At 60.0% G+C, this 20,174-nt stretch carries 24 protein-coding genes; 19 read left to right on the top strand and 5 right to left on the bottom strand.

The window, feature by feature from the left end; translation table 11 throughout:
- Window position 1: 1 nt before the first annotated feature.
- The 11 genes from ribD to ACQCLF_RS02700 all read left to right on the top strand — a co-directional run bounded on the left by ribD (window position 2) and on the right by ACQCLF_RS02700 (window position 8,912).
- Complete coding sequence (gene ribD, locus ACQCLF_RS02750; protein ID WP_426984784.1) at window positions 2-1,114, top strand: bifunctional diaminohydroxyphosphoribosylaminopyrimidine deaminase/5-amino-6-(5-phosphoribosylamino)uracil reductase RibD; 1,113 nt, start codon at window positions 2-4, stop codon at window positions 1,112-1,114.
- A gap of 96 nt (window positions 1,115-1,210) precedes the next feature.
- A complete protein-coding gene (locus ACQCLF_RS02745; protein WP_426984783.1) occupies window positions 1,211-1,870 on the top strand; it encodes a riboflavin synthase in 660 nt (219 codons plus the stop codon).
- A gap of 69 nt (window positions 1,871-1,939) precedes the next feature.
- Window positions 1,940-3,049, top strand: a complete 1,110-nt coding sequence (gene ribBA, locus ACQCLF_RS02740) for a bifunctional 3,4-dihydroxy-2-butanone-4-phosphate synthase/GTP cyclohydrolase II (protein WP_426985223.1) — start codon at window positions 1,940-1,942, stop codon at window positions 3,047-3,049.
- An 87-nt stretch (window positions 3,050-3,136) separates the two neighbouring features.
- The gene (gene ribH / locus ACQCLF_RS02735; RefSeq protein ID WP_426984782.1) at window positions 3,137-3,607 is read left to right on the top strand and encodes a 6,7-dimethyl-8-ribityllumazine synthase; all 471 of its coding nucleotides are present in this window, start codon (window positions 3,137-3,139) and stop codon (window positions 3,605-3,607) included.
- Between the two features lie 2 nt (window positions 3,608-3,609).
- Window positions 3,610-4,062 carry a transcription antitermination factor NusB gene (nusB, locus tag ACQCLF_RS02730; protein WP_426984781.1) on the top strand — a complete coding sequence of 151 codons (453 nt, stop codon included), beginning with the start codon at window positions 3,610-3,612 and terminating at the stop codon, window positions 4,060-4,062.
- 28 nt (window positions 4,063-4,090) lie between these two features.
- The gene (thiL, locus tag ACQCLF_RS02725; protein WP_426984780.1) at window positions 4,091-5,056 is read left to right on the top strand and encodes a thiamine-phosphate kinase; all 966 of its coding nucleotides are present in this window, start codon (window positions 4,091-4,093) and stop codon (window positions 5,054-5,056) included.
- A complete protein-coding gene (locus ACQCLF_RS02720; protein ID WP_426984779.1) occupies window positions 5,056-5,547 on the top strand; it encodes a phosphatidylglycerophosphatase A family protein in 492 nt (163 codons plus the stop codon). The genes thiL and ACQCLF_RS02720 overlap by 1 nt, the downstream gene beginning before the upstream one ends.
- A 55-nt stretch (window positions 5,548-5,602) precedes the next feature.
- Window positions 5,603-6,247, top strand: a complete 645-nt coding sequence (gene ribA / locus ACQCLF_RS02715; RefSeq protein WP_426984778.1) for a GTP cyclohydrolase II — start codon at window positions 5,603-5,605, stop codon at window positions 6,245-6,247.
- A gap of 192 nt (window positions 6,248-6,439) precedes the next feature.
- Entirely contained in the window at window positions 6,440-7,246 is an 807-nt protein-coding gene (dapB, locus tag ACQCLF_RS02710) for a 4-hydroxy-tetrahydrodipicolinate reductase (protein WP_426984777.1), read from the top strand.
- A 36-nt stretch (window positions 7,247-7,282) separates the two neighbouring features.
- Window positions 7,283-8,065, top strand: a complete 783-nt coding sequence (locus ACQCLF_RS02705) for an endonuclease/exonuclease/phosphatase family protein (protein ID WP_426984776.1) — start codon at window positions 7,283-7,285, stop codon at window positions 8,063-8,065.
- Between the two features lie 49 nt (window positions 8,066-8,114).
- On the top strand, window positions 8,115-8,912 hold the full coding sequence (locus tag ACQCLF_RS02700) for a transglutaminase domain-containing protein (RefSeq protein ID WP_426984775.1): 798 nt from the start codon (window positions 8,115-8,117) through the stop codon (window positions 8,910-8,912).
- A 21-nt stretch (window positions 8,913-8,933) separates the two neighbouring features.
- On the opposite strand, the gene ACQCLF_RS02695 is transcribed toward ACQCLF_RS02700, so the two are convergent.
- Window positions 8,934-9,761 (bottom strand): ThuA domain-containing protein, encoded by an 828-nt coding sequence (locus tag ACQCLF_RS02695; protein WP_426984774.1) that lies wholly within the window; start codon window positions 9,759-9,761, stop codon window positions 8,934-8,936.
- Between the two features lie 268 nt (window positions 9,762-10,029).
- Between ACQCLF_RS02695 and ACQCLF_RS02690 the strand changes: the two genes are divergently transcribed.
- The gene (locus ACQCLF_RS02690; RefSeq protein ID WP_426984773.1) at window positions 10,030-11,010 is read left to right on the top strand and encodes a hypothetical protein; all 981 of its coding nucleotides are present in this window, start codon (window positions 10,030-10,032) and stop codon (window positions 11,008-11,010) included.
- A 3-nt stretch (window positions 11,011-11,013) separates the two neighbouring features.
- Here the strand turns inward: ACQCLF_RS02690 and ACQCLF_RS02685 are convergent, their stop codons facing one another.
- Entirely contained in the window at window positions 11,014-11,592 is a 579-nt protein-coding gene (locus ACQCLF_RS02685; RefSeq protein ID WP_426984772.1) for an NnrU family protein, read from the bottom strand.
- A 97-nt stretch (window positions 11,593-11,689) separates the two neighbouring features.
- Between ACQCLF_RS02685 and ACQCLF_RS02680 the strand changes: the two genes are divergently transcribed.
- Entirely contained in the window at window positions 11,690-12,100 is a 411-nt protein-coding gene (locus ACQCLF_RS02680; protein WP_426984771.1) for an MAPEG family protein, read from the top strand.
- A gap of 3 nt (window positions 12,101-12,103) precedes the next feature.
- Here the strand turns inward: ACQCLF_RS02680 and ACQCLF_RS02675 are convergent, their stop codons facing one another.
- Complete coding sequence (locus tag ACQCLF_RS02675; protein ID WP_426984770.1) at window positions 12,104-13,075, bottom strand: calcium/sodium antiporter; 972 nt, start codon at window positions 13,073-13,075, stop codon at window positions 12,104-12,106.
- A gap of 223 nt (window positions 13,076-13,298) precedes the next feature.
- Between ACQCLF_RS02675 and ACQCLF_RS02670 the strand changes: the two genes are divergently transcribed.
- Window positions 13,299-13,754 (top strand): CopD family protein, encoded by a 456-nt coding sequence (locus ACQCLF_RS02670; RefSeq protein WP_426984769.1) that lies wholly within the window; start codon window positions 13,299-13,301, stop codon window positions 13,752-13,754.
- Here the strand turns inward: ACQCLF_RS02670 and ACQCLF_RS02665 are convergent.
- Window positions 13,751-14,221 carry a DUF2231 domain-containing protein gene (locus ACQCLF_RS02665; protein WP_426984768.1) on the bottom strand — a complete coding sequence of 157 codons (471 nt, stop codon included), beginning with the start codon at window positions 14,219-14,221 and terminating at the stop codon, window positions 13,751-13,753. The genes ACQCLF_RS02670 and ACQCLF_RS02665 overlap by 4 nt on opposite strands.
- 54 nt (window positions 14,222-14,275) lie before the next feature.
- Between ACQCLF_RS02665 and coxB the strand changes: the two genes are divergently transcribed.
- From coxB to ACQCLF_RS02645, 4 genes are read left to right on the top strand one after another with little or no spacing between them, the layout of a single operon-like run.
- A complete protein-coding gene (gene coxB, locus ACQCLF_RS02660) occupies window positions 14,276-15,037 on the top strand; it encodes a cytochrome c oxidase subunit II (RefSeq protein ID WP_426984767.1) in 762 nt (253 codons plus the stop codon).
- Complete coding sequence (gene ctaD, locus ACQCLF_RS02655) at window positions 15,034-17,550, top strand: cytochrome c oxidase subunit I (protein ID WP_426984766.1); 2,517 nt, start codon at window positions 15,034-15,036, stop codon at window positions 17,548-17,550. Before coxB ends, ctaD begins: the two co-directional genes overlap by 4 nt.
- Window positions 17,547-17,909 carry a hypothetical protein gene (locus ACQCLF_RS02650; RefSeq protein ID WP_426984765.1) on the top strand — a complete coding sequence of 121 codons (363 nt, stop codon included), beginning with the start codon at window positions 17,547-17,549 and terminating at the stop codon, window positions 17,907-17,909. Before ctaD ends, ACQCLF_RS02650 begins: the two co-directional genes overlap by 4 nt.
- Window positions 17,900-18,694, top strand: a complete 795-nt coding sequence (locus ACQCLF_RS02645) for a cytochrome c oxidase assembly protein (protein ID WP_426984764.1) — start codon at window positions 17,900-17,902, stop codon at window positions 18,692-18,694. The genes ACQCLF_RS02650 and ACQCLF_RS02645 overlap by 10 nt, the downstream gene beginning before the upstream one ends.
- A gap of 66 nt (window positions 18,695-18,760) precedes the next feature.
- Here the strand turns inward: ACQCLF_RS02645 and ACQCLF_RS02640 are convergent, their stop codons facing one another.
- The gene (locus tag ACQCLF_RS02640; RefSeq protein WP_426984763.1) at window positions 18,761-19,027 is read right to left on the bottom strand and encodes a DUF2798 domain-containing protein; all 267 of its coding nucleotides are present in this window, start codon (window positions 19,025-19,027) and stop codon (window positions 18,761-18,763) included.
- Window positions 19,028-19,205: 178 nt separating this feature from the next.
- Between ACQCLF_RS02640 and ACQCLF_RS02635 the strand changes: the two genes are divergently transcribed.
- Window positions 19,206-20,141 (top strand): LysR substrate-binding domain-containing protein, encoded by a 936-nt coding sequence (locus ACQCLF_RS02635; RefSeq protein WP_426984762.1) that lies wholly within the window; start codon window positions 19,206-19,208, stop codon window positions 20,139-20,141.
- Window positions 20,142-20,174 lie beyond the last annotated feature (33 nt).

Here is a 20,174-nt window from a genome sequence, read left to right as displayed (position 1 = left end):
CATGCCGTTGACCGATAACGACAGCCGGTTTATGGCCCGTGCGCTCCGTCTCGCGGAGCGGGGCATCTACACCACCATGCCCAACCCTCGGGTGGGATGCGTGATGGCGCACGGCGAGCAGTGGTTGGCCGACGGATGGCATGAGCGGGCGGGCGAGGCGCACGCGGAAATCAACGCCCTGCGCCACGCGGGCGAAAAGGCACGCGGTGCCACCGCCTATGTGACACTGGAGCCCTGCAATCACACTGGCCGTACCGGACCCTGTAGCCAGGCGTTGGTTGACGCAGGCGTGGCGCGAGTGGTGTTTGGTATGGAAGACCCCAACCCGCAGGTGGCGGGAGAGGGCATCCAGCGGTTGCGCGCTGCCGGGGTTGTGGTGGAAGGCCCGCTGATGGAAGATGAAGCCCGGGCGTTGAATCCCGGCTTTATTTCGCGGATGGAGCGTGGCCGCCCCTGGGTACGCTGCAAACTGGCGATGAGCCTGGATGGACGCACCGCGATGGCCAGTGGCGAAAGTAAATGGGTGACCGCGCGGCGCGCGCGGGAAGACGTCCAGCGGCTGCGCGCCCGCAGTTGCGCGATTATCAGTGGCATCGATACCGTATTGATGGATCATGCCTCACTGACCGTGCGCGCGACGGAGCTTGGACTGGACAACGCCGATGCCATTGCCCGTCGTCAGCCACTGCGCGTGGTACTGGATTCAAGGGGACGCATGACGCCCGGCGCCACGTTGCTGGAGCAACCGGGGCCGGTGTTGCTGGTAGGGAATATGGCGTCGCAGGCACCGTGGCCCGCACAGGTAGAAACCCTGGCACTGCCGGGGCCCCGGAATCGAATTGATCTGACGGCGCTGTTGACGGAGCTGGCCCGACGGGAGTGCAACGAGGTCCTGCTGGAGTCCGGGGCTACGCTGGCCGGTGCGTTTCTCGGGCAGGGCTTGCTCGATGAGATCATCGTGTATATGGCGCCCAAGCTACTGGGCAGCAACGCCCGGCCCCTGTTCCAGTTACCTCTGGACAGCATGGCGGCCCAGCTGCCGTTAAAGATTGAGGATATCCGCGCGGTGGGGCATGACTGGCGCATTACCGCTCGCCCCGATCCGGAAGGCTGATGGCGGTAGCCACCGGCAGGCGCTCCACAGCGGCTCAGCCATCGTGCACCCATTATTTGCAATACCACTATTTGCAACACCAGTGAGAAACACGCGATGTTCACAGGCATTATCGAAGCCAAAGGCCGCGTTGCCCGCCTCGAACCCAAAGGCGGCGACCTGCGCCTGCTGATTGAAACCGGTGATTTGCCACTGGCCGATGTGCAACTGGGAGATTCCATTGCCACCAATGGGGTTTGCCTGACTGTGGTGGAATTGCCTGGGAACGGTTACTGGGCGGATGTGTCCGGCGAAACCCTGGCGCACACCACCGTCGTTGAGTGGGCCGTGGGCCAGGCGGTCAATCTGGAAAAAGCCCTGACGCCCAACACCCGGTTGGGTGGGCATATTGTCAGCGGTCACGTGGACGGTGTCGGAGAGGTGGTCTCGCGCTACAGCGATGCCCGTTCCGAGCGCTTCCGGATACGGGCGCCCGCCGCGCTGGCCAAATACATCGCCCATAAAGGATCGATCACCGTCGACGGCACCAGCCTGACGGTGAATAAAGTGGACGGTGCCGAGTTCGAGTTGAATATTGTCCCTCATACCCTCAAATGCACTGTAATGGAGGGGTATCGCGAGGGCAGCCGGGTCAATCTGGAAGTGGATGTACTGGCGCGCTACCTGGAGCGATTGTTGCTGGGTGACAAAGCCGCCGAGAGTGCAGGGGGCGTAACGCTGGATTTTTTGGCCGAACATGGCTTTACGCACCGCTGAGCGACACAGATATTGGTATCGCGCAGTAATGGTTAACGATGCGCAAGAATGCTTAACGTAAAGGTACTTATGGAACTCAATACGCCGGAAGAACTGATCGAGGACATCCGTCAGGGCAAAATGATTATCCTGATGGACGACGAGGACCGGGAGAACGAAGGTGATCTCATCATGGCCGCCGAGCAGGTTCGCCCGGAGGATATCAACTTTATGTCCACGCACGCGCGGGGCCTGATTTGCCTGACGCTCACTCCGGAACGGTGTGAGCAACTGGGCCTGCCATTGATGGTCAGCAACAATCAGGCACGCTATTCGACAAACTTCACCGTTTCCATCGAAGCGGCGGAGGGTGTGACCACCGGGATTTCGGCGGCGGACCGCGCCCACACCGTGCGTGTCGCGGCCGGGCGCAATGCCAGCCCCCGGGATTTGGTGCAGCCGGGGCATATTTTCCCGATTATGGCCCAGCCGGGCGGCGTGATGAGCCGTGCCGGGCATACCGAAGCGGGCTGCGATCTGGCCCGGCTGGCCGGGTTTGAGCCGGCCTCCGTGCTGGTCGAAATCATGAACCCCGATGGCTCCATGGCGCGACGCAAGGACCTCGAAACCTTTGCACGGACACACAACCTGAAAATCGGTACCATAGCGGACTTGATTCACTACCGCTCCGTCAAGGAAAAAACGGTTGAGTGCATCAGCACCCGTCAGGTGGAGACCGAGTTTGGCGCGTTTGAATTGCGCACCTATCGGGATTTGGCTCGTGGAGAGCGGCATTTCGTGCTGCTCAAAGGCCATGTGGACCCGGATAAACCCACACTGGTTCGGGTGCACGTTATGGACGTGGCACGCGATCTGATCGGCCTTAAGCGCCCCGGAGGTGCCTGCTCGTGGAGCTACCGCGAAGCGCTCAGTGCGATTGCCGAAGCGGGTGAAGGTGTGCTGGTACTGATTTGCCACGACGAGAGTACGGCGGGCCTGGATGAAAGCATCGATTGGATGCTGTCCGGCAAACAGCGCACGCGCAGCCCGGATCAAGTGTACAAGCAAGTGGGCACCGGCTCGCAAATACTGCGGGACCTGGGGGTGCGCAAAATGCGCCTGATGTCGGCACCGATGCGCTTTACCGCGCTGTCCGGCTTCGACCTTGAGATTGTGGAGCACCTCGAGCCGGAAAGCTGAGGACGCTGGCGGATACATCATTGGGTGACCGGCGTCATAGACGATGATGGTCGCTGTGCATGAACAGACATTAAACGAGATTGTGATATGAGCCAGATCAAGGTGATTGAAGGGGATTTCGCGGCAAGCAAAGGCCGCTACGCGCTGCTGGTCAGCCGCTGGAACAGCTTTGTGGTGGAGAGTCTGAAAGACGGCGCGCTGGACACACTGCGTCGCCACGGCATCAAAGACGATCAGGTGACCATCTACTACGCGCCGGGTGCTTTCGAGTTTCCGCTTGCGGCCCAGCGCATTGTCGCCAAGGGCGAATTCGACGCGATCATCGCCCTCGGCGCGGTGATTCGCGGTGGCACGCCCCATTTTGACTATGTGGCAGGCGAGTGCACCAAGGGTCTGGCACAGGTGTCGCTGAATGCTAATATCCCGGTGACCTTTGGGGTACTGACCGTGGATACCATTGAGCAGGCGATCGAACGCTCGGGCACCAAGGCGGGCAACAAAGGTGTCGAAGCGGCGTCTACCGCACTGGAAATGGTTTCTTTGCTGGGGCGTATCTGATCATGCAGGACTCCGTTAAAACCACGCCGACCCCGGCGGCGCGGCGCAAAGCGCGGCACTACGCCATGCAGGGGTTGTATCAATGGCAGATGGCCGGTGCCAATCTCAGTGCCATTGAAGCTGAGTTTCGCACCGACAACGACATGACCCATGTGGATGTCGATTACTTTCACGAGTTACTGCACGGCGTGCCCCAATATTTGAGCGAAGTGGAAGCCGTCTACGTTCCTCATCTGCAGGAGCGCTCCTCCGACGAGCTGGACCCGGTCACTCAGGCGTTGCTGCGCATGGCCTGCTACGAGTTCAAGTATCGTATTGATGTGCCCTACAAGGTCGTCATCAACGAGTCGGTGTCTCTGGCCAAGAAATTCGGGGCTGCCGAAAGCCACAAATTTATCAACGGTGTGCTGGACCGGGCCGCCAGCGACGTGCGTGCCATCGAAAAGCGAGCATAGCCCGCCGCCGACATTGAGTCAGCACAGCATGGGTGAATTCGAACTGATCCGTCATTACTTCCGTCAACACAGCGCCGAGACCACGCCGGACTCGGTGCTGCTGGGCGTGGGTGACGATGCGGCGCTGTTGTCCGTCCCGACCGGGGAATCCCTGGCCGTGTCCGTGGACACACTGGTGAGCGGGGTGCATTTCCCCGCCGATGCCCCGGCCGAAGAAATCGGCCAGAGAGCGTTGCGCGTCAACTTGAGCGACCTCGCTGCCATGGGCGCCCACCCTCTGTGGATGACGCTGGCACTGACGCTGCCGGAAACCAGCGAGCCGTGGCTGAGCGATTTTAGTCGCGGCCTGTTTGCCGCCGCCGAGACGTTTGGCATCACCTTGGTGGGGGGAGATACCACCAAAGGGCCACTGGCGGTGACCGTGCAGGTGATGGGCAGCGTGATACCGGGGCAGGCGTTGCGGCGCGACGGTGCGAGCGCCGGTGATTATGTGCTGGTGACGGGGCACCTGGGCGATTCGGCGGCCGGGCTGGCCTGCTTGCAGGATCGGCTCCCGGCGCTCTCTGACGAGCACCGCACCTATCTGCTGGAACGCTACTGGCGACCGACCCCACGTCTGAACGAAGGGCTCAGTCTGGCGGGTGTCGCCAGCGCTGCCCTGGATATTTCCGACGGTCTGCTGGCGGATCTGGGGCACATCGCTGAGGCCAGCGATTTGGCCGCTGAGCTGTTTGTAGAAGAACTGCCGCTGTCGCCGGCCCTGCAGGCGGTGGTTCCTGAAGCGCAGGCGCGGGACTGGGCCTTGAGCGGAGGGGATGACTATGAGTTGTGCTTTACCGTCCCCGAGGTGCGCATGCCTGAGGTAGGCGCACTGATTGCAAGCGGCGCGCTTCAGGCAACGGTGGTGGGTCGTCTGTTCCCCGGCGAGGGTGTACACTGCCGCCTACATGGCGAACCCTACAGCCCCCAACAGAGCGGTTATACTCATTTCTGATGCGAAAGCCCAAGCCTGAATACCCGTCCTTCGCCGCTCTTATGCGCAATCCCGACCACCTGTTCGCCTTTGGGTTTGGCAGCGGCCTGCTGCGGCCGGGCTCGGGCACCTTTGGTACTCTGGCCGCCATTCCGATCTACTGGTTGATTCAGGATTTATCCGCACCCATTTACCTGTTGTGGTTAGCCGTGACCTTTGTGCTCGGTGTCTACTGGTGTGATCGCAGCTCCAAAGCGCTGGGGGTGCACGACCACGGCGGCATTGTCTGGGATGAAATGGTCGGCTACTGGCTCACCATGTTCCTGGCTCCGGTGGGGTGGCTCTGGTGGGTATTGGGTTTTGTATTGTTCCGCATTTTCGACATTCTCAAGCCCTGGCCCATCAACTGGCTGGATCGCCGGGTACACGGCGGGCTGGGTATTATGGTGGACGACATACTGGCGGCGGTGTACGCCTGGCTGGTGCTGCAAGGTATCGCCTACCTGCTGTAAAGATGGATGAGAGTTAACGGGCGGTTTCAGTGCCGCCAGCTTGTGAGGCCTGTGTGTGACCATACGCTTTGTGGAATCTTCCAAATTACCAACGCCCTGGGGCATGTTCACCATGCACGGCTTTTCGGACGATGAGTCCGACAAGGAGCACCTGGCGCTGACGCTGGGCGATATCAGCGGTGATGAACCGGTGCTGGCGCGAGTGCACTCCGAGTGTCTGACGGGTGATGCGCTGTTCAGCATGCGCTGCGATTGCGGTCCGCAGTTGCAGGCGGCCATGCATAAGATTGCGCTGGAGGGGCGAGGGGTGATTTTTTACCTCCGTCAGGAAGGTCGCGGCATTGGCCTGCTCAATAAAATTCGTGCCTATCATTTGCAGGATTGTGGGGCGGATACGGTGGAGGCTAATGAACGGCTCGGCTTCGGGGCGGATATGCGCGACTACAGTATTCTCAAGCCGATGTTGGAGCATTTGCATATTCATGCACTGAAGCTGATGACGAATAACCCACGCAAGGTCAAGGCGCTTCGGGATATGGGGATTACGGTGGCGGAGCGAATATCGCACCAGACGGGTCGGAACCCGCACAATGCCCGGTATTTGTCGACGAAGAAGGGCAAGCTGGGGCATTTGTTTGAGGATGATGACGATAGCTGGACGTCCATTGAGCCTCCTTCATCGACGGATGAGTCATCGTAGCGCGTTGTGCTCGGTCCGGCCGGGTTGGGGTCACCGTTTGAAGACCCGCCGTGAATACGTCCCTGTAGGCTTCATGTCGGCATCCATGCCTCCAAGAGTCTTCAAACGGTGACCCCAACCCGGCCTCGGTGCCGTGCCAATCGGGCGCTGGGGTGGGGCAACTGAATTTAAGCGATTGAATAAGGACGCTTTATGACCATTAAGATTGCTGTTTGTGGCGCTTCTGGCCGTATGGGGAAGGCCCTCATCGAAGCGGTGAGCGCCAGTGAAGAGGCGGAGCTGACGGCGGCTGTTGACCGGCCGGAAAGCACGTTGATCGGTGCGGACGCTGGGGAACTGGCGGGTATCGGTAAATTGAATGTGGCGTTGTCCGGTGATCTGGCGTCGGTTATTGATCAGTTTGATGTGCTGATTGATTTTAGCGCGCCGGCGGCGACGTTGAGTAACGCCGCGCTCTGTGCCGAACACGGTAAGGGGCTGGTCATTGGCACGACCGGTTTTACCGATGAGCAGAAAAAGGCGTTGGAACAGCGGGCGAACGATACGGCGCTGTGCATTGCGGCGAACTATAGCACTGGGGTAAACCTCTGCCTGAAGTTGCTCGATACGGCCGCTCGTGTGCTGGGCGATGATGTGGATGTGGAAATCTACGAGGCTCATCACCGTCATAAGGTGGATGCCCCGTCCGGTACGGCGCTGCGCATGGGGGAAGTAGTGGCGCAGGCGCTCGGTCGGGATCTGGGTAAAACGGCGGTGTATGGTCGCGAAGGCCAGACCGGCGCTCGGGATCGCGACACGATCGGGTTTGCCACGGTACGTGGTGGCGATGTCGTGGGTGACCACACGGTGATGTTTATGGCCGATGGCGAGCGTGTGGAGATTACCCACAAGGCGTCGAGCCGCCAGTCGTTTGCGCGGGGTGCCGTTCGTGCGGCGCTGTGGCTCTCCGAACGACAATCCGGGTTGTTCGATATGCAAGACGTGCTCGACCTGCATTAACTCTCTATCTGCATTAACACCGACAACGAGCCCGCCATGAGCTGTACGCTGCGTATTCTTACGGTGAATACCCATAAGGGATTCAGTCTGTTCAACCGGCGCTTCATCCTGCCGGAGTTGCGGGAAGCTGTTCGTTCGGTGGGCGCCGATATTGTTTTTCTGCAGGAGGTGCTGGGCGCCCACGATGGCTGGTCTCGCCGTCTTGGGCCACGCTGGCCGGAAGCGGCGCAGTACGAGTTCCTGGCCGATACCATCTGGAGTGATTTCGCTTACGGTCGCAATTCGGTTTATGCGCACGGTCATCATGGCAATGCGCTGCTGAGCAAATACCCGATCCTCCGTTGGGATAACCACGATATTTCGCTCAACCGTTTTGAGCAGCGCGGCTTGTTGCACTGTACGCTCGACTTGGTGACGGAGCCGGTGCCGCTGCATACCATATGCGTTCACCTGAACCTGCGGGAACACCACCGGCAGAAACAATTGCGGCATCTGTGCGAACTGGTCAACAGTATTCCCGAGCGGGAGCCGGTGGTGGTGGCGGGGGACTTCAATGACTGGCGGGGCCGAGCCCAGCAGGTGTTGGCAGAGCGGGCGGGCTTGCGTGAAGTGTTTACTCAGGAGTATGGACAGCCCGCCCGCTCCTTTCCAGCGGGTTTGCCCATGTTGCGGCTGGATCGCATTTATGTGCGCTCGGCCCGGGGGCATGCGCCGATTGTGTTGCCGCGCAAACCCTGGTCGGGGCTCTCCGATCACAAGCCGTTATTGGCGGAGATTGAACTGGAGTGGCAGAAGGACCATTATAAGACTCGGCTTTGACGTGGCGACCTTGCGTCAATCATTCCACGATTAAGGAAAGAGGTACGTTATGTGGCTGCGCATCGGTTGTGAAATCGAGTTTGACGAAGGCGCTCCCGCGCCCTTTATCCTGATGCTGCGCCCGCGCAGTGGTCGACAGCAGTGGATTGCCCGCGAATCCTACACGCTCGTTCCCAGTGTTCCCGTCGTGGAGTATACGGATGCCTATGGCAACCTCTGCCAGCGCCTCATTTCTCCGCCGGGCCGCTTCGTGATTCGCACTTCCGCCGATGTGTTGACCGAGGACAATCTGGAAGTGACGCCTGAGGCGCCCTTTGTCCCCGTGCAGGATCTGCCTGATGACGTGCTGACCTTTCTTTTGCCCAGCCGATACTGCGAGTCGGATCAGTTTATCGATATGGGTCGAGAGATTGTCGGAGAGGCACCACCGGGATACGCTCAGGTGGAGCGTATTGTGACGTGGATTCGGGAGCGTTTTATCTACAATCCGGACGCCGCTCACTTTCAATGGTCAGCGGCAGATTTTAATCATCAAAGTGAAGGTGTCTGCCGGGATTTCGCGCATATGGGTATCGCGCTATGCCGTGGACTGTGCATTCCGGCGCGCATGGTAGTGGGCTACCTGCACAACCTCAAGCCCATGGATTTTCACGCCTGGTTCGAGGCTTATGTCGGGGGGCGCTGGTATACCTTCGATCCCACCCAGACTGAGCCGCGCGGGGGCCGGGTTACCGTGGCCTATGGACGGGATGCCGCCGATGTGGCCATTTTCAACCAGTTCGGACCGGCGTTGATTCCCACTCGAATGGACATTACCGTGGAGCAACTGCCCGGGGCCCCGACTTGACCGCTATTTGACGAAAAGGCGTTACTGTGTGCGGTCGTCGTTGACGGCCCAGCGCACGCCATTGGCGACCATATTCAGGTACACCTCCTGTTCGAACATCGCAGCGTTGTGGCCAAGGGTGGTGGCGAACACGCGAGTGCCGTTGGGTTCGTGAGTCCACACGACAGGATGTTCCATCCCCGTTTCCACACCGTGGGCCACGGCCAGCGGTACGATTTCTCCCCAGACCTCTTCGATCACATACAGCTCGTCAGTCAGCGGTGGCGCCCAGTGCGCGGGAAAACCCTGCATGATGCTATGTTCCGGTGCGACCAGATCAATGGCAAACTCCCGTTCGTGCTCGTGCCACATGGACTGTGCGCCGGTGAAAGCAAACCACTCGCGCGCGGCGGGCATGGCGTAACGGTAACTGTGTATGGACGAGTGCAACAATACCGCCGGTGTTCCCCCTTGCCCGGCCACCAGTTTTGACACGTATTCGGAATCGTCCACTCGTCCAAAGCCGGTGTTGTGGATGACCAGATCGTAGTCGTCTGCCCAGTCTGGCTCGCGCAGCTCATCAATAGTGTGGTCCGGTTGGCCTTCTCCCCGGTGCCATACGGTCCATTCAATATCGGGAATCCGGGCGTTGAGTCCATCCACCAGTAGCGGGGTCTGCGCGTCATAGTCGTGCCAGCCGCCGCCGGTGATGAGCAGAATGTGCAAGCGCGCCGGTTTGTCCGCACCGGGGTTGGAGGTATCGGAGGGCGGAGTCATGGTGCTGCAGGCACTGATCAGGAGCACGATCAGCAACGTGGAAAGTCGGTGGGTGCGGTTGAAAAGTCGGGAGTGCCGAGCGGTGTATAGCATGCTATTCCGGTCTCATCAGTGGTTGTCTTTGGTGCAAGCCTAGCACTTTTTGGGCACAGTCAACGCGAGCAATGGCTCCCTGTGGTCAGGATTTTTGAAATATTGTCTTTTGGGTCAGAAAAGAGGGTTAAGGCACAAATGTTGCTGAACAACTATTTTCGACAGCGCCTAGGCTTCGACAGTACATAGGATCGGAGGTACCCATGCCGGTGATTATCAAGAATTGGCCCAAAGCGGAACGGCACGTTCGTTGTAAGAGGTATTTTTTATGAAACGTGTAGGAATGGTGTTGGCGCTGTGGTGTGCCGCTCAAACCGCGTTGGCGGGTCTGTATCAGGAGGCGGTTGAGGCGCTGGGGTTCCAGGAGCTGGAAACCACGTTCTCCGCCGAAAAGGTGGAGCACTGGCTTGAGGGTGACAACGCTGACATGGCCGAGGGTGAACGGCGGGCGCTCGCTGTGCTCCGAGTTCTGGGCGCGCCGGAGAGCGAGGCGTCCCTGGCGCGTTATGTTGCAGAGCAGCAGGTGGTGGATGCCGCTCTGCTGGGGTATGTGGGCGAGCCGTCGCTGTACACACGGCTGGAAGCGGTGCTGGCTCAGAAAGATCGCTTCCCCCGCTCGGAGTTTTCTGTCGCACTGCGGGATTTGATACGGCTGGGCGTGGCCAATGGCTACAACATTGTGACCACCCCCTGGCCGGCTTTCGACCCGGAGCGGCACATTGTGTACGGCCATTCGAACGCCCGGCATGCCCGCCAATTAATGGCGCTGTTGGCCAGTGAGGGTTTGTCGGCGCGGGTGGGATTGTCCTTGAAAACGTCGGCGTTCTTGCATCGTCCTGGCTGGGGTCCGGTGTCGCCGCAGGCGATTGCGCTGGGGGATGAGCGTTATTTGAACGAAGCGATGGAATACGATTTACACTTCGAGCTCGCCGCCCCGGAGGACAAAGCCCGCTTTATGGCGGTGATCAACGAGTACGCCAAAAAGGAAGAGGGGCGCATGGCGCCACTGATTGCTGAAGCCTGGTGGCAGCCGTTCTATTGCAGCCGGATCAGTGACCCGGCGTTTCATCGAGTCGCTCGGGTAGAGGTCAGTGATGGCAATGAGACGGCTATGGTGCTGGTGCTCACTGACAAGGCGGAGGCGCTGAAACGCAATATCAATGCACTGGAGCGGCCTTGGCAGGCCAGCGTGACGCCGGTGTGGGTAAATCCGGCGTTTTACCGGTACTTGCAGGGCGGGTTTCAGTAAGGGCTAGCCCAGCGGCGCAACACCGATCAGTGCGCGGTGTAAATAAAACGCGATAGCCGCCCAGAGAACAAGCCCGATGATCACGGTTATGATATCCCGGCCTGTGGCGCCGGGGGCGCGTGACGCACCGGCCAGACGATCCCTGCGACGTAAAATTGCGAAGCCGGCGATGGACCAGAGCAGAAATCCACCGAACAGGAGCACATCGGCCAGGCTGCCGTTAGCGATCAAGTGAGCGAAGGCCCAGAGCTTTACCCCCAACAGCATGGGATGGCCAAGTTTCGCCCGAATACGGTTGCCCGGCACGTAGGTGGCGACCAGTAAAATCATGGCCGGCAATGTCAGCAGGGCGGCCAGGTGGCGCGTCCATACCGGGGAATGCCACAGCCAGAGGGGCTCGGTTCGGGCCTGACCATAACCGTGAATGATTAACAGCAGCCCGATCAGCGAAAGGAGGGAAAAGGCGATTTTCCAGGTGTTTTTGCCCAGCCGTTCAATGGCGGCTTGGCGCCAGTCGGGGGCAACGAGGTTGATCGAGTGGGTGCCGAGGAAGATCACCAGGCCGAGAATCAGAAGGGACATAGTCTGTTATCCTTTGGGGGTGTATTCGCTGATGGTATTTGTTGATTGTATTTAAAGTAACGATCGTAACAGCCACAACAGAGCAGAGGATAGCGTAATGACGGCAGAATATCAGTGGGCGCTGTGGGGCGTTTGGGTGGTGCTGGTCACATTCGTGGTTCAGGCGCTGGTGGCGGCCATGGCAAAAGGCCGACAGCCCGGCGCCATTCCCGGGAAAATGCCACCGAACCTGTCCCATGATTCCTTTGTATTTCGCGCCCATCGCACCTTTATGAATTCGCTTGAGAATTCGCCGCTGTTTTTCGGAACGGTGTTCCTGGCGTTGTTTATGGGAACCAGCCCCGGCTGGGTCACCGGGACGGTGTGGGTGTTTGCTCTGGCCCGTATCGCTCACATGGTGTTGTATTACGCTATCGCTACTGAGCGCAACCCCAGCCCGCGCAGTTACTTTTTTCTGCTGGGGCTGGTGGCCAACCTGGTATTGCTGGGCGCCCTGCCTTTTGTGTGAGCGTCAGGCAAATACGGTATACACGAGATAGCCGGTATAGCTCGCGTAAGCCACCAGCAGTGCGCCGCCCTCAAACCGGTTGATTCTTCCCTGGCGGCCCTTGAAACCGTAGCCGAATACGAAGAGCGACACGGTCAGCAGGCTCATGACCAGAATATCTCTCGAAATGACGTCGGGGCCGACGCCCATCGGATGAATGGCCCCGGCGATGCCCACCACGGCCAACGTGTTGAACAGGTTGGAACCAATCACGTTGCCGAGGGCCAGTTCGTGCTCATTCTTGCGCACTGCGGCGAGCGAAGAAGCCAGCTCCGGTAACGATGTGCCGATAGCGACAATGGTCAGACCGATGATAACGTCGCTGACGCCCAGGGATGACGCGACGTAAACCGCGCCCCAGACCAGAAGCCGAGAACTGGCCACCAGCAGAAGCAAACCGATCACCAACCAGACCACGGACCGTCCCAGCGGCATGCTGTGAGCTTGCACTTCGGCCCCCGCATCGCCCACCAGTGGGTCGGCATGGTCTCGCATGCCTTTGAAGATGCTCCACCCCATAATGGCAGCGAACACCAATAGCAGGATGATCGCATCCAGGCGACTGACCATCAGATCCCACAGCAACCAGGCCGAGAGTGCGGTCACCAGGGTAAGAATAGGTAATTCCCGCCGGAGTATTCGGGACTGAACCGCGATGGGGCTTAACAGTGCGGTCAGGCCGAGAATCAGCGCAATGTTGGTGATGTTGGAACCGTAGGCGTTGCCCAGTGCGAGACCGGGACTGCCATCAATGGCGGCGAGGGCAGAGACCACCATTTCCGGCGCTGAAGTACCGAAGCCGATGATAACCATACCAATCAGCAGCGATGGCATGCCCAAATGGTTCGCGGTAGACACCGCGCCATCCACAAAGCGATCGGCGCTCCATACCAAGATAATCAGGCCGAGAATAACAGCGCCCAGGGCAAGCAGCATCGGGAATACCTCACCGGTTAATGGAGCGCCGCATGATCCGGTGTCCGTCCTGGTGTGTCAAGCAAGGCACAGTAGGACACGGTGCAGAAAGAGTTGATCTGTGTGACGCGCCACACTCATCATGACCGGAGTGTGTCATCATCAGCAAATGTGTCATCATCCAAGCCCGAAAGTGTTACGCCTAGAGAGCTGGAGTTCCCCGCACGGAGAGGAGGGTGAGTGAATGTTATGGTTACTGCTGCTTCATATTGCCGCGTTGCTCATGTGGTGCGCGGCGCTATTGTACTTGCCAGTGCTGGTACTGACCGCGCCCAAAACCCGCGCGGCGTTTCCCCAGCCTTCTGCCCTCTATTCCATTGAACGCTTTGTGTTTACCCGAGTGGCCACGCCCTTTGCGCTGCTGGCAATTGTGGCGGGCACTCTGGTTTTTCTCTGGAACGGCACGACCGCGCCCTGGTTGATCCTAAAGCTGACCGGCGTCGTGGGGTTGGTGATATGTCATGCGTTGGTCGGGCTGCTGATCCTGCGCGCCGAGCCTGCGTTGCGACCGTTGGCGCAGGGTGAGCCGCTGCCCGCTCGGTTGCGCTACAGCGGCTATGGGTTGTTAGCCGCCATTGTCGGCATTGTTTGCGCCGTGCTCTGGCTGGTGCTGTCGAAACCCATGCTGGAGGGAAATTAATGATTCGAGGGAGGGTTGGGCACATCCACGCCGACGGCGTACTCGTACACCAGCTTGCCGCCGAGGAAACCGGTCACGGCAACCAGCCCCGTGGTCAGCAGCGACAGATACAACCCCCATGGCCAGATAGCACTGGCGGGGTCGTCGCTGCGCAGCAGCCAGTTCAGCGTCGCCAGGGACAGCAGCATGACCGCAAATACGGCGTGGCACCAGGCACTGATCAGTCGACGAATGCGGGGTACCAGCAGCAGGTCGAGAAGGCCCACCGCGCCGGAGCACCAGCCCCCCACGGCACCAACCCCGGCGAGCCAGAGTCCGGCTCGCGCCCAGAAGTCGTCCTCGCTCAACAAGTAACCGATATCGGTGCCGGCCAGGCCGATCAGCGCGGCCACCGGGAAATGAATCAGCACTGGGTGCAGTGGGTGGCCGGCAATGGCCATGCGACTGTGAATGGGAGACAGTGCCATACGTTTCCTTCGGTGCAACATCATCACGAGGGAAGCCGATCATCGCGCCGGGCAATGAGCGCCGAGCCATTGATCGACCGGGTCGTCGCTAGGATAACAGCTTTGGTAGGTGGGCTTTCGGGAAAAATCGCGGTGGTGGTGTCGCTGGCCGGATGCAGTGGAGAGTTCTCGGCGCTGGACCCCGCTGGCCGGTCAGCTCGGGAAGTGGCCTGGTTATGGTGGGGAATGTTTGGTTTCGCCACCCTGGTGCTGTTGGCGCTTATTGGTGTGTGGTGGTATGCCATGAGCCGCCACTCGAAGGCGCTCAGCGAGACGCAGGCCGAAAGTCAGTACCGGCGCTGGTTGATCGGTGGCGGGCTGGTTTTGCCGGTCGCCGCCATCGCTGTGTTATTGGCGTTTGGCATTCCGGTGGGGCACCGCATGATGCCGCTTCCGGAGAAGGATGGCTTCGCGCTGCGCATTGAGGTGACCGGCCATCAGTGGCATTGGGAGGTACGCTACCCGGAGGGCAATATTGAGTTACGCGATGAAATTCATATTCCGGTCGATACGCCCGTGGATGTGCACTTGACCAGTGCGGATGTGGTGCACTCATTCTGGGTGCCACGCCTCGGTGGGAAACTGGATTTGTTGCCGGGGCGAACCAACGTGCTGCGTTTGCAGGCGGATGAGGAGGGCACTTATCGGGGACAGTGTGCGGAGTTCTGTGGTGTCGGCCACGCCCATATGCACTTTACCGTGACGGTACATGCCGCCGACGATTATGCCGCCTGGTATGACTCGGCCCGGCAAGCACAGGAGAGCGCTGACGAATGAATGATCAACGTGCCTGGATTGAACAGCGCCATCGCGACTTCGAGCGGGTGTGGGGTAACTTGCCCGGTTGGGGCACGCTGGCGGCGGTGAACCATACCTCTATCGGCCTGCGTTTTATGTTTACGGGCATGGCGTTTTTCCTCATTGGCGGTTTACTCGCCATGGTGGTGCGCACGCAGCTGGCGCTGCCCGAGCAGACGCTGATCGAGCCGGAACTGTACAACCAGCTTTTTACCATGCACGGCACGGTGATGATGTTTTTGTTTGCCATTCCCGTGCTCGAAGGGTTGGCGATGTACCTGATTCCGAAAATGCTCGGTGCGCGGGATCTGGTTTTCCCGCGCATCAGTTCGCTCGGTTATTACTGCTATTTGTTCGGCGGTTTGATTCTGCTGTCCAGTCTGTTTCTTGACCGGGCGCCGGATGCCGGCTGGTTTATGTATACGCCACTGAGCGGCAGCGATTATTCGCCGGGCATGGGGGCGGATTTCTGGCTGCTCGGTATTACCTTTGTCGAAATCTCGGCCCTGTCGGCGGGTGTGGAACTGGTCGTGTCGATTTTGCGGGCTCGCGCCAACGGCATGGCGTTAAACAAAATGCCGATTTTTGCTTGGTATATTCTCGGCATGGCGCTGATGATCGTGTTTGGTTTTCCGCCGCTGGTGTTGGGCAGTATTTTGCTGGAGCTGGAGCGAGCAGCGGGCTGGGTGTTTTTCTCCGTGGAGGGCGGTGGCGACCCGCTGTTGTGGCAGCATTTGTTCTGGATGTTCGGTCACCCCGAAGTTTACATTTTGTTTTTACCCGCTGCGGGCATTGTCTCCACCCTGATACCGGTGTTCGCTGGCCGACCGCTGCTGGGCTATCGGTGGGTGGTGGTGTCCATTTTACTGATGGGATTCATCAGCTTCGGGCTCTGGGTGCATCATATGTTCACGGTGGGCATCCCGCGTTTGGCGCAGGCGTTTTTTTCCGTGGCGAGTATGTTGGTGGCCGTGCCCACCGCCATACAGTTGTTCTCCTGGATTGCCACGCTGCTGGCGGGAAAGCCGCGCTACAGCCTGCCGATGTTGTGGATTTTTGGATTCCTGGTGATTTTTGTCTGCGGCGGATTAACCGGCGTCATGCTGGCGCTGGTGCCGTTTAACTGGCAGGTACACGACAGCCATTTCGTGGTGGCGCACCTTCACTATGTGTTGGTCGGCGGTATGCTGTTCCCGCTGCTGGCCGGCTTTTATTACTGGTTGCCACACTTCTCCGGGCGTATGCCCTCGGAGCGAATGGGGCGGTGGGCGTTCTGGCTGATTTTTATCGGTTTTAATGTCACCTTCCTGTTGATGCATCTGACCGGCCTGCTGGGGATGCCGCGACGCATTTACACCTACGAAGCGGGGCTTGGCTGGGACTGGCTGAATCTGGTGTCGTCCGTGGGCAGTTTTATCATGGCCGTGGGTATCGGTTTGCTGTTGATCGACCTGGTGTTTCACTTCCGCTATGGACCTAAAGCCTCGCACAACCCCTGGGGAGCAGACACTATGGAGTGGGCGACCTCCATGCCCGCCAGTTCCTATAATTTTCTCAGCATTCCCGATATCCACACCCGTCACCCACTGTGGGAAAAGCCGGATTTGCCGGACACGATTGCCGCCGGTGAGCACGGGTTGAAGGAAATCGATCATGTGCGCCGTGAAACGTATGACTGCCATGCGGTTACGGGCAAAGTGCGGGCGGTCACTCACTTGCCCTCCAATTCCTGGCACCCGCTGTGGAGTGCCGCCATGTTGGCGGGCGTGTGTGTGAGTTTGTTGTTGAAAGTGTATCCACTGGCACTGGTCGCGTTGGCGGGAGCGTTGTTCTTCTTATTGCGCTGGAGCTGGCACAACGGTGCCCATCCGCGCGCAGCACCGCCCACCCACCGGGAGGATATTCATTTACCGCTGCACTCGCGTACTTGTGATGGTCCCGGGTTGTGGGGCATGCGAGTAGCGTTGATGCTGAATGGCACCTTTTATGTGTCGTTGCTGTTCGGCTGGTTCTACTTGCACACCGTGGCGCCGCAGTGGCAAGTGCCGGAGCAGGCGCGCCTGTCGCTGGAATGGCTGGGCTTTAGTGGCGGTTTTCTGGTGGCGGCGCTGGCCGTGTACCGGCGTGCAGTCCGGCGGCTCAAAGCCCGGGAGGATCGCCATTTAGGAGCGGCGCTCTGGGTTGCGGCGGGTCTGGGTGCACTGCATGTGGCGTTATTGCTTGGAGCCCTGCTTAGCGCGCCGCTATCGCCCACGGAGCTGGCCCACGATGCCGTTATGCTGGTTACGTTGATTTACTTGCTGATTCACAGCGTGGGCGTGGTGGTGCTGACCGGGCTGCAAGCCCTGCGCGTTCGCCTCGGTTATGTCAGTGGGCGGTTTCCCTATGAACCCGTGGTGCTTCAGCCGCTGTGGGGTTACACCACCGGGATTTTCTGGGTCAGTGCCGTGGCGCTGATCGCGCTGCCGTTATTGTGGGGCACATCAGGATGAGTGTTTGGACCCATCCGGTGCAGATGGTGACGGGGTTGGCTCTGTGGGCCCTGTGGTTTGCGGCGGTTTACAGTCTGCTCTCTGTCGGCTGTGCGAAGTGGCCACCGCCGATGGAGGCCGGGCCGCTGACCTGGATTAATGCGGCACTGCTGGGTCTCACGATTGTGACCGTGGTGGCGTTGCTGTGGGCGGGCTGGCATTGTCGGCGGCTGCATTGCCGGATGCAGAGCAGTGGTATGGAAAACGTCTCTGCGCATCGCCGGTTCACCGTGTCCGTGGCCATGGCATTGTATTTTCTCGCTGCCTTTGCGGTGGTGGCCATCGGGACGCCTATTCTGATCTATCCGCCATGCGTATGAACCGTCAGCTCATTCCGGCTTTGATGGCGACGACGCTCGCGGTTCCCGCCAGCGCGCATTCACCCTTCACGGCGGACGGTCAGGCGACGGTGGCCACCTGGTCGGGTGTGATCGTGTTGTTGGCGCTTTGGTTTATGTTTCTGGTGGGCGCCCGAACATGCGCCCTGCCGTTGAGGCGCACCTGGAGTTTTCACCTGGGGTGCCTGCTCTGTGCGCTAGCGGCCTTCGGTCCGCTGGACCACTGGGCCGAGCACAGTGCTGCTGCGCACATGGTGCAGCACATGCTGTTTATGGTGGTCATCGCGCCCCTCTGGGTATGGGGTCAGCCGATGCCCGCGTTGGTGGCGGTGGGGGGGAAACCGCTATTGGCGGTGTGGCAGCCGTTTCTATTCATTGCCCGGCGCCCGATGTGGTCGGCGTATTTGCACGCGGCGGTCATCTGGGGGTGGCACACCCCGGTCCTATACAACCTGGCACTGCTCGACCCGTGGTGGCATGCGGTGGAACACGCCTGCTTTCTGATAACGGCGGTGTTGTTCTGGTGGTCGTTGCTGCACAACAGCCGCCGCGAAACGCCTGTGGCACTGGTGGCCCTGCTGTTCACGCTCGTGCACACCGGGGTTCTGGGGGCGTTGCTCACCTTTTCCACACAGCCGTTTTACAGTCAGGTGCAAACGCTGGAAGACCAGCAGTTGGCGGGGTTGCTGATGTGGGTCATGGGCGGCTTGCCGTATTTTGGCGCAGCGGGCTGGGTGGGGTATCAATGGCTGCGCCGAATGCGCTGAATTGATTGGATAAAAAAGGCCGGTGGCCAAGCGGGCGGTAAGGCTCACTTGGCTCGGTGCTTGTCATTAATGGGGGTGAACGGTCCAGCTCACCAGCCGCATCACGACCGGACGCACCACCAGAATACAGCCGAACGCGCAGGGCATGGCCACCCGGTAAGCGTGCCAGACCTGAACCGGGTACTCCGAGGAAAAACCGTTATTGAGCGCGGTAATCAGCAAGGTCATCAGGAAGGCCATGATTGTGGCCATGTACAGCGAGAATACCCAGGGCGTCATACGCACGGGCAGCTTTCGAGTCCCGGTGAGTGGGGTGGATGTGGGTGATGTCATAAAAACCTCCTCTTGCCGACACCGTGTTTGGTGCGGTTCTACACGCTGCACTCTACGCAGGCGCGTAATCACCGTATGGGCTCACTGTAGAGGGTGGCGCCGACGGCCGGTAGAGCGGCGGCACTGATGTCTGGCATAAGCTAAACTTACGAATAGAAATTATTGAAAGGTTTGGCTTATGAGTGCATTGCGGGGAATTGAAACCTTTGTGAAAGCCGTGGAGGCGGGCAGTATTGCCGGGAGCGCGCGGTTGCTGGGCATCTCCGCCGCTGCCGCCAGCCAGAACGTCCAGCGCCTGGAGAGTGCGCTGGGGGTGCGGTTGTTAACGCGTACGACCCGAAGCCTGGCGCTCACTGACGACGGCGCCGACTATTACGACCGCGTAAAAGGCCTGGTTCGGGAGCTGGAGCTGGCCAACCAGTCCGTGGCGGCCCGCCAGAAAGAGCCCTCGGGGCGATTGCGGGTGGCCGCGACGGGCGCGTTTGCGCGCCATGTGTTGTCGCCCATACTGCCCGAGTTCAGTCGACGCTATCCGCAGCTGACGGTGGAGGTGCTGGCTACGGATCGCAATGTGGATCACGCACGGGAATCTCTCGACGCCAGCATTCGCATCGGCGCGGCCCTTGAACCCGGCCTGGTGGCGCAGTGCATTGCCCGGGTGCCCTCGTTGTTTTGCGCCTCGCCAGACTATCTGGCCCGGGCGGGTCGGCCTGCGACACCGGAGGAGCTGAGTCAGCACGACTGCCTGGTCTTCCGATTCCCGGTGGACGGACGTTTTCTGCGCTGGGGGTTTGTGCGCAACGGTCTGCACTTCGACGCCCCGGTTCGGGCCCGAATGATCAGCGACGATATCGACGTGCTGGCGAGAATGGCCCAGGCCGGTGCCGGGATTACACGGCTGGGTGCCTTTATCGCCGAGCCAATGATTGCGCGGGGAGAGCTGGTGGAGCTGTTCGCCGAGAAGGACGTTGCGGACGGCAGTGAAGAGGCTCGTGCCCGGATTGATCCGCTGGAGTTTTTCCTGTGTGTACGCCACCGCCGGGAATTGACACCGAAGGTGACCGCGTTGCGGGAGTACCTCCAGGAAAAGCTACCCATGGAATGGCGGGCGTAAACCCCGGCGCCATCGGGAACAGAGCACCCGTTG

The sequence above is a fragment of the Marinimicrobium sp. ARAG 43.8 genome, assembly GCF_050113635.1.
GTDB lineage: Bacteria > Pseudomonadota > Gammaproteobacteria > Pseudomonadales > Cellvibrionaceae > Marinimicrobium.
Note: the sequence above shows the minus strand (reverse complement) of the source record. Positions and strands in the feature narration are given on the sequence as shown.

Bases quoted from the DNA above. Each gene is read 5' to 3' on its own strand.
- ACQCLF_RS02670 (WP_426984769.1), top strand. From the start codon at position 13,299: ATGTTATGGTTACTGCTGCTTCATATTGCCGCGTTGCTCATGTGGTGC.
- ribD (WP_426984784.1), top strand. From the start codon at position 2: ATGCCGTTGACCGATAACGACAGCCGGTTTATGGCCCGTGCGCTCCGT.
- ACQCLF_RS02640 (WP_426984763.1), bottom strand. From the start codon at position 19,027: ATGACATCACCCACATCCACCCCACTCACCGGGACTCGAAAGCTGCCC.
- ACQCLF_RS02690 (WP_426984773.1), top strand. From the start codon at position 10,030: ATGAAACGTGTAGGAATGGTGTTGGCGCTGTGGTGTGCCGCTCAAACC.
- ACQCLF_RS02645 (WP_426984764.1), top strand. From the start codon at position 17,900: ATGCGTATGAACCGTCAGCTCATTCCGGCTTTGATGGCGACGACGCTC.
- thiL (WP_426984780.1), top strand. From the start codon at position 4,091: ATGGGTGAATTCGAACTGATCCGTCATTACTTCCGTCAACACAGCGCC.
- ACQCLF_RS02745 (WP_426984783.1), top strand. From the start codon at position 1,211: ATGTTCACAGGCATTATCGAAGCCAAAGGCCGCGTTGCCCGCCTCGAA.
- ACQCLF_RS02635 (WP_426984762.1), top strand. From the start codon at position 19,206: ATGAGTGCATTGCGGGGAATTGAAACCTTTGTGAAAGCCGTGGAGGCG.
- ACQCLF_RS02700 (WP_426984775.1), top strand. From the start codon at position 8,115: ATGTGGCTGCGCATCGGTTGTGAAATCGAGTTTGACGAAGGCGCTCCC.
- ACQCLF_RS02685 (WP_426984772.1), bottom strand. From the start codon at position 11,592: ATGTCCCTTCTGATTCTCGGCCTGGTGATCTTCCTCGGCACCCACTCG.
- ACQCLF_RS02650 (WP_426984765.1), top strand. From the start codon at position 17,547: ATGAGTGTTTGGACCCATCCGGTGCAGATGGTGACGGGGTTGGCTCTG.
- ACQCLF_RS02680 (WP_426984771.1), top strand. From the start codon at position 11,690: ATGACGGCAGAATATCAGTGGGCGCTGTGGGGCGTTTGGGTGGTGCTG.
- ribH (WP_426984782.1), top strand. From the start codon at position 3,137: ATGAGCCAGATCAAGGTGATTGAAGGGGATTTCGCGGCAAGCAAAGGC.
- ACQCLF_RS02675 (WP_426984770.1), bottom strand. From the start codon at position 13,075: ATGCTGCTTGCCCTGGGCGCTGTTATTCTCGGCCTGATTATCTTGGTA.
- ribBA (WP_426985223.1), top strand. From the start codon at position 1,940: ATGGAACTCAATACGCCGGAAGAACTGATCGAGGACATCCGTCAGGGC.
- nusB (WP_426984781.1), top strand. From the start codon at position 3,610: ATGCAGGACTCCGTTAAAACCACGCCGACCCCGGCGGCGCGGCGCAAA.
- dapB (WP_426984777.1), top strand. From the start codon at position 6,440: ATGACCATTAAGATTGCTGTTTGTGGCGCTTCTGGCCGTATGGGGAAG.
- ACQCLF_RS02665 (WP_426984768.1), bottom strand. From the start codon at position 14,221: ATGGCACTGTCTCCCATTCACAGTCGCATGGCCATTGCCGGCCACCCA.
- coxB (WP_426984767.1), top strand. From the start codon at position 14,276: ATGAGCGCCGAGCCATTGATCGACCGGGTCGTCGCTAGGATAACAGCT.
- ACQCLF_RS02705 (WP_426984776.1), top strand. From the start codon at position 7,283: ATGAGCTGTACGCTGCGTATTCTTACGGTGAATACCCATAAGGGATTC.
- ACQCLF_RS02720 (WP_426984779.1), top strand. From the start codon at position 5,056: ATGCGAAAGCCCAAGCCTGAATACCCGTCCTTCGCCGCTCTTATGCGC.
- ACQCLF_RS02695 (WP_426984774.1), bottom strand. From the start codon at position 9,761: ATGCTATACACCGCTCGGCACTCCCGACTTTTCAACCGCACCCACCGA.
- ctaD (WP_426984766.1), top strand. From the start codon at position 15,034: ATGAATGATCAACGTGCCTGGATTGAACAGCGCCATCGCGACTTCGAG.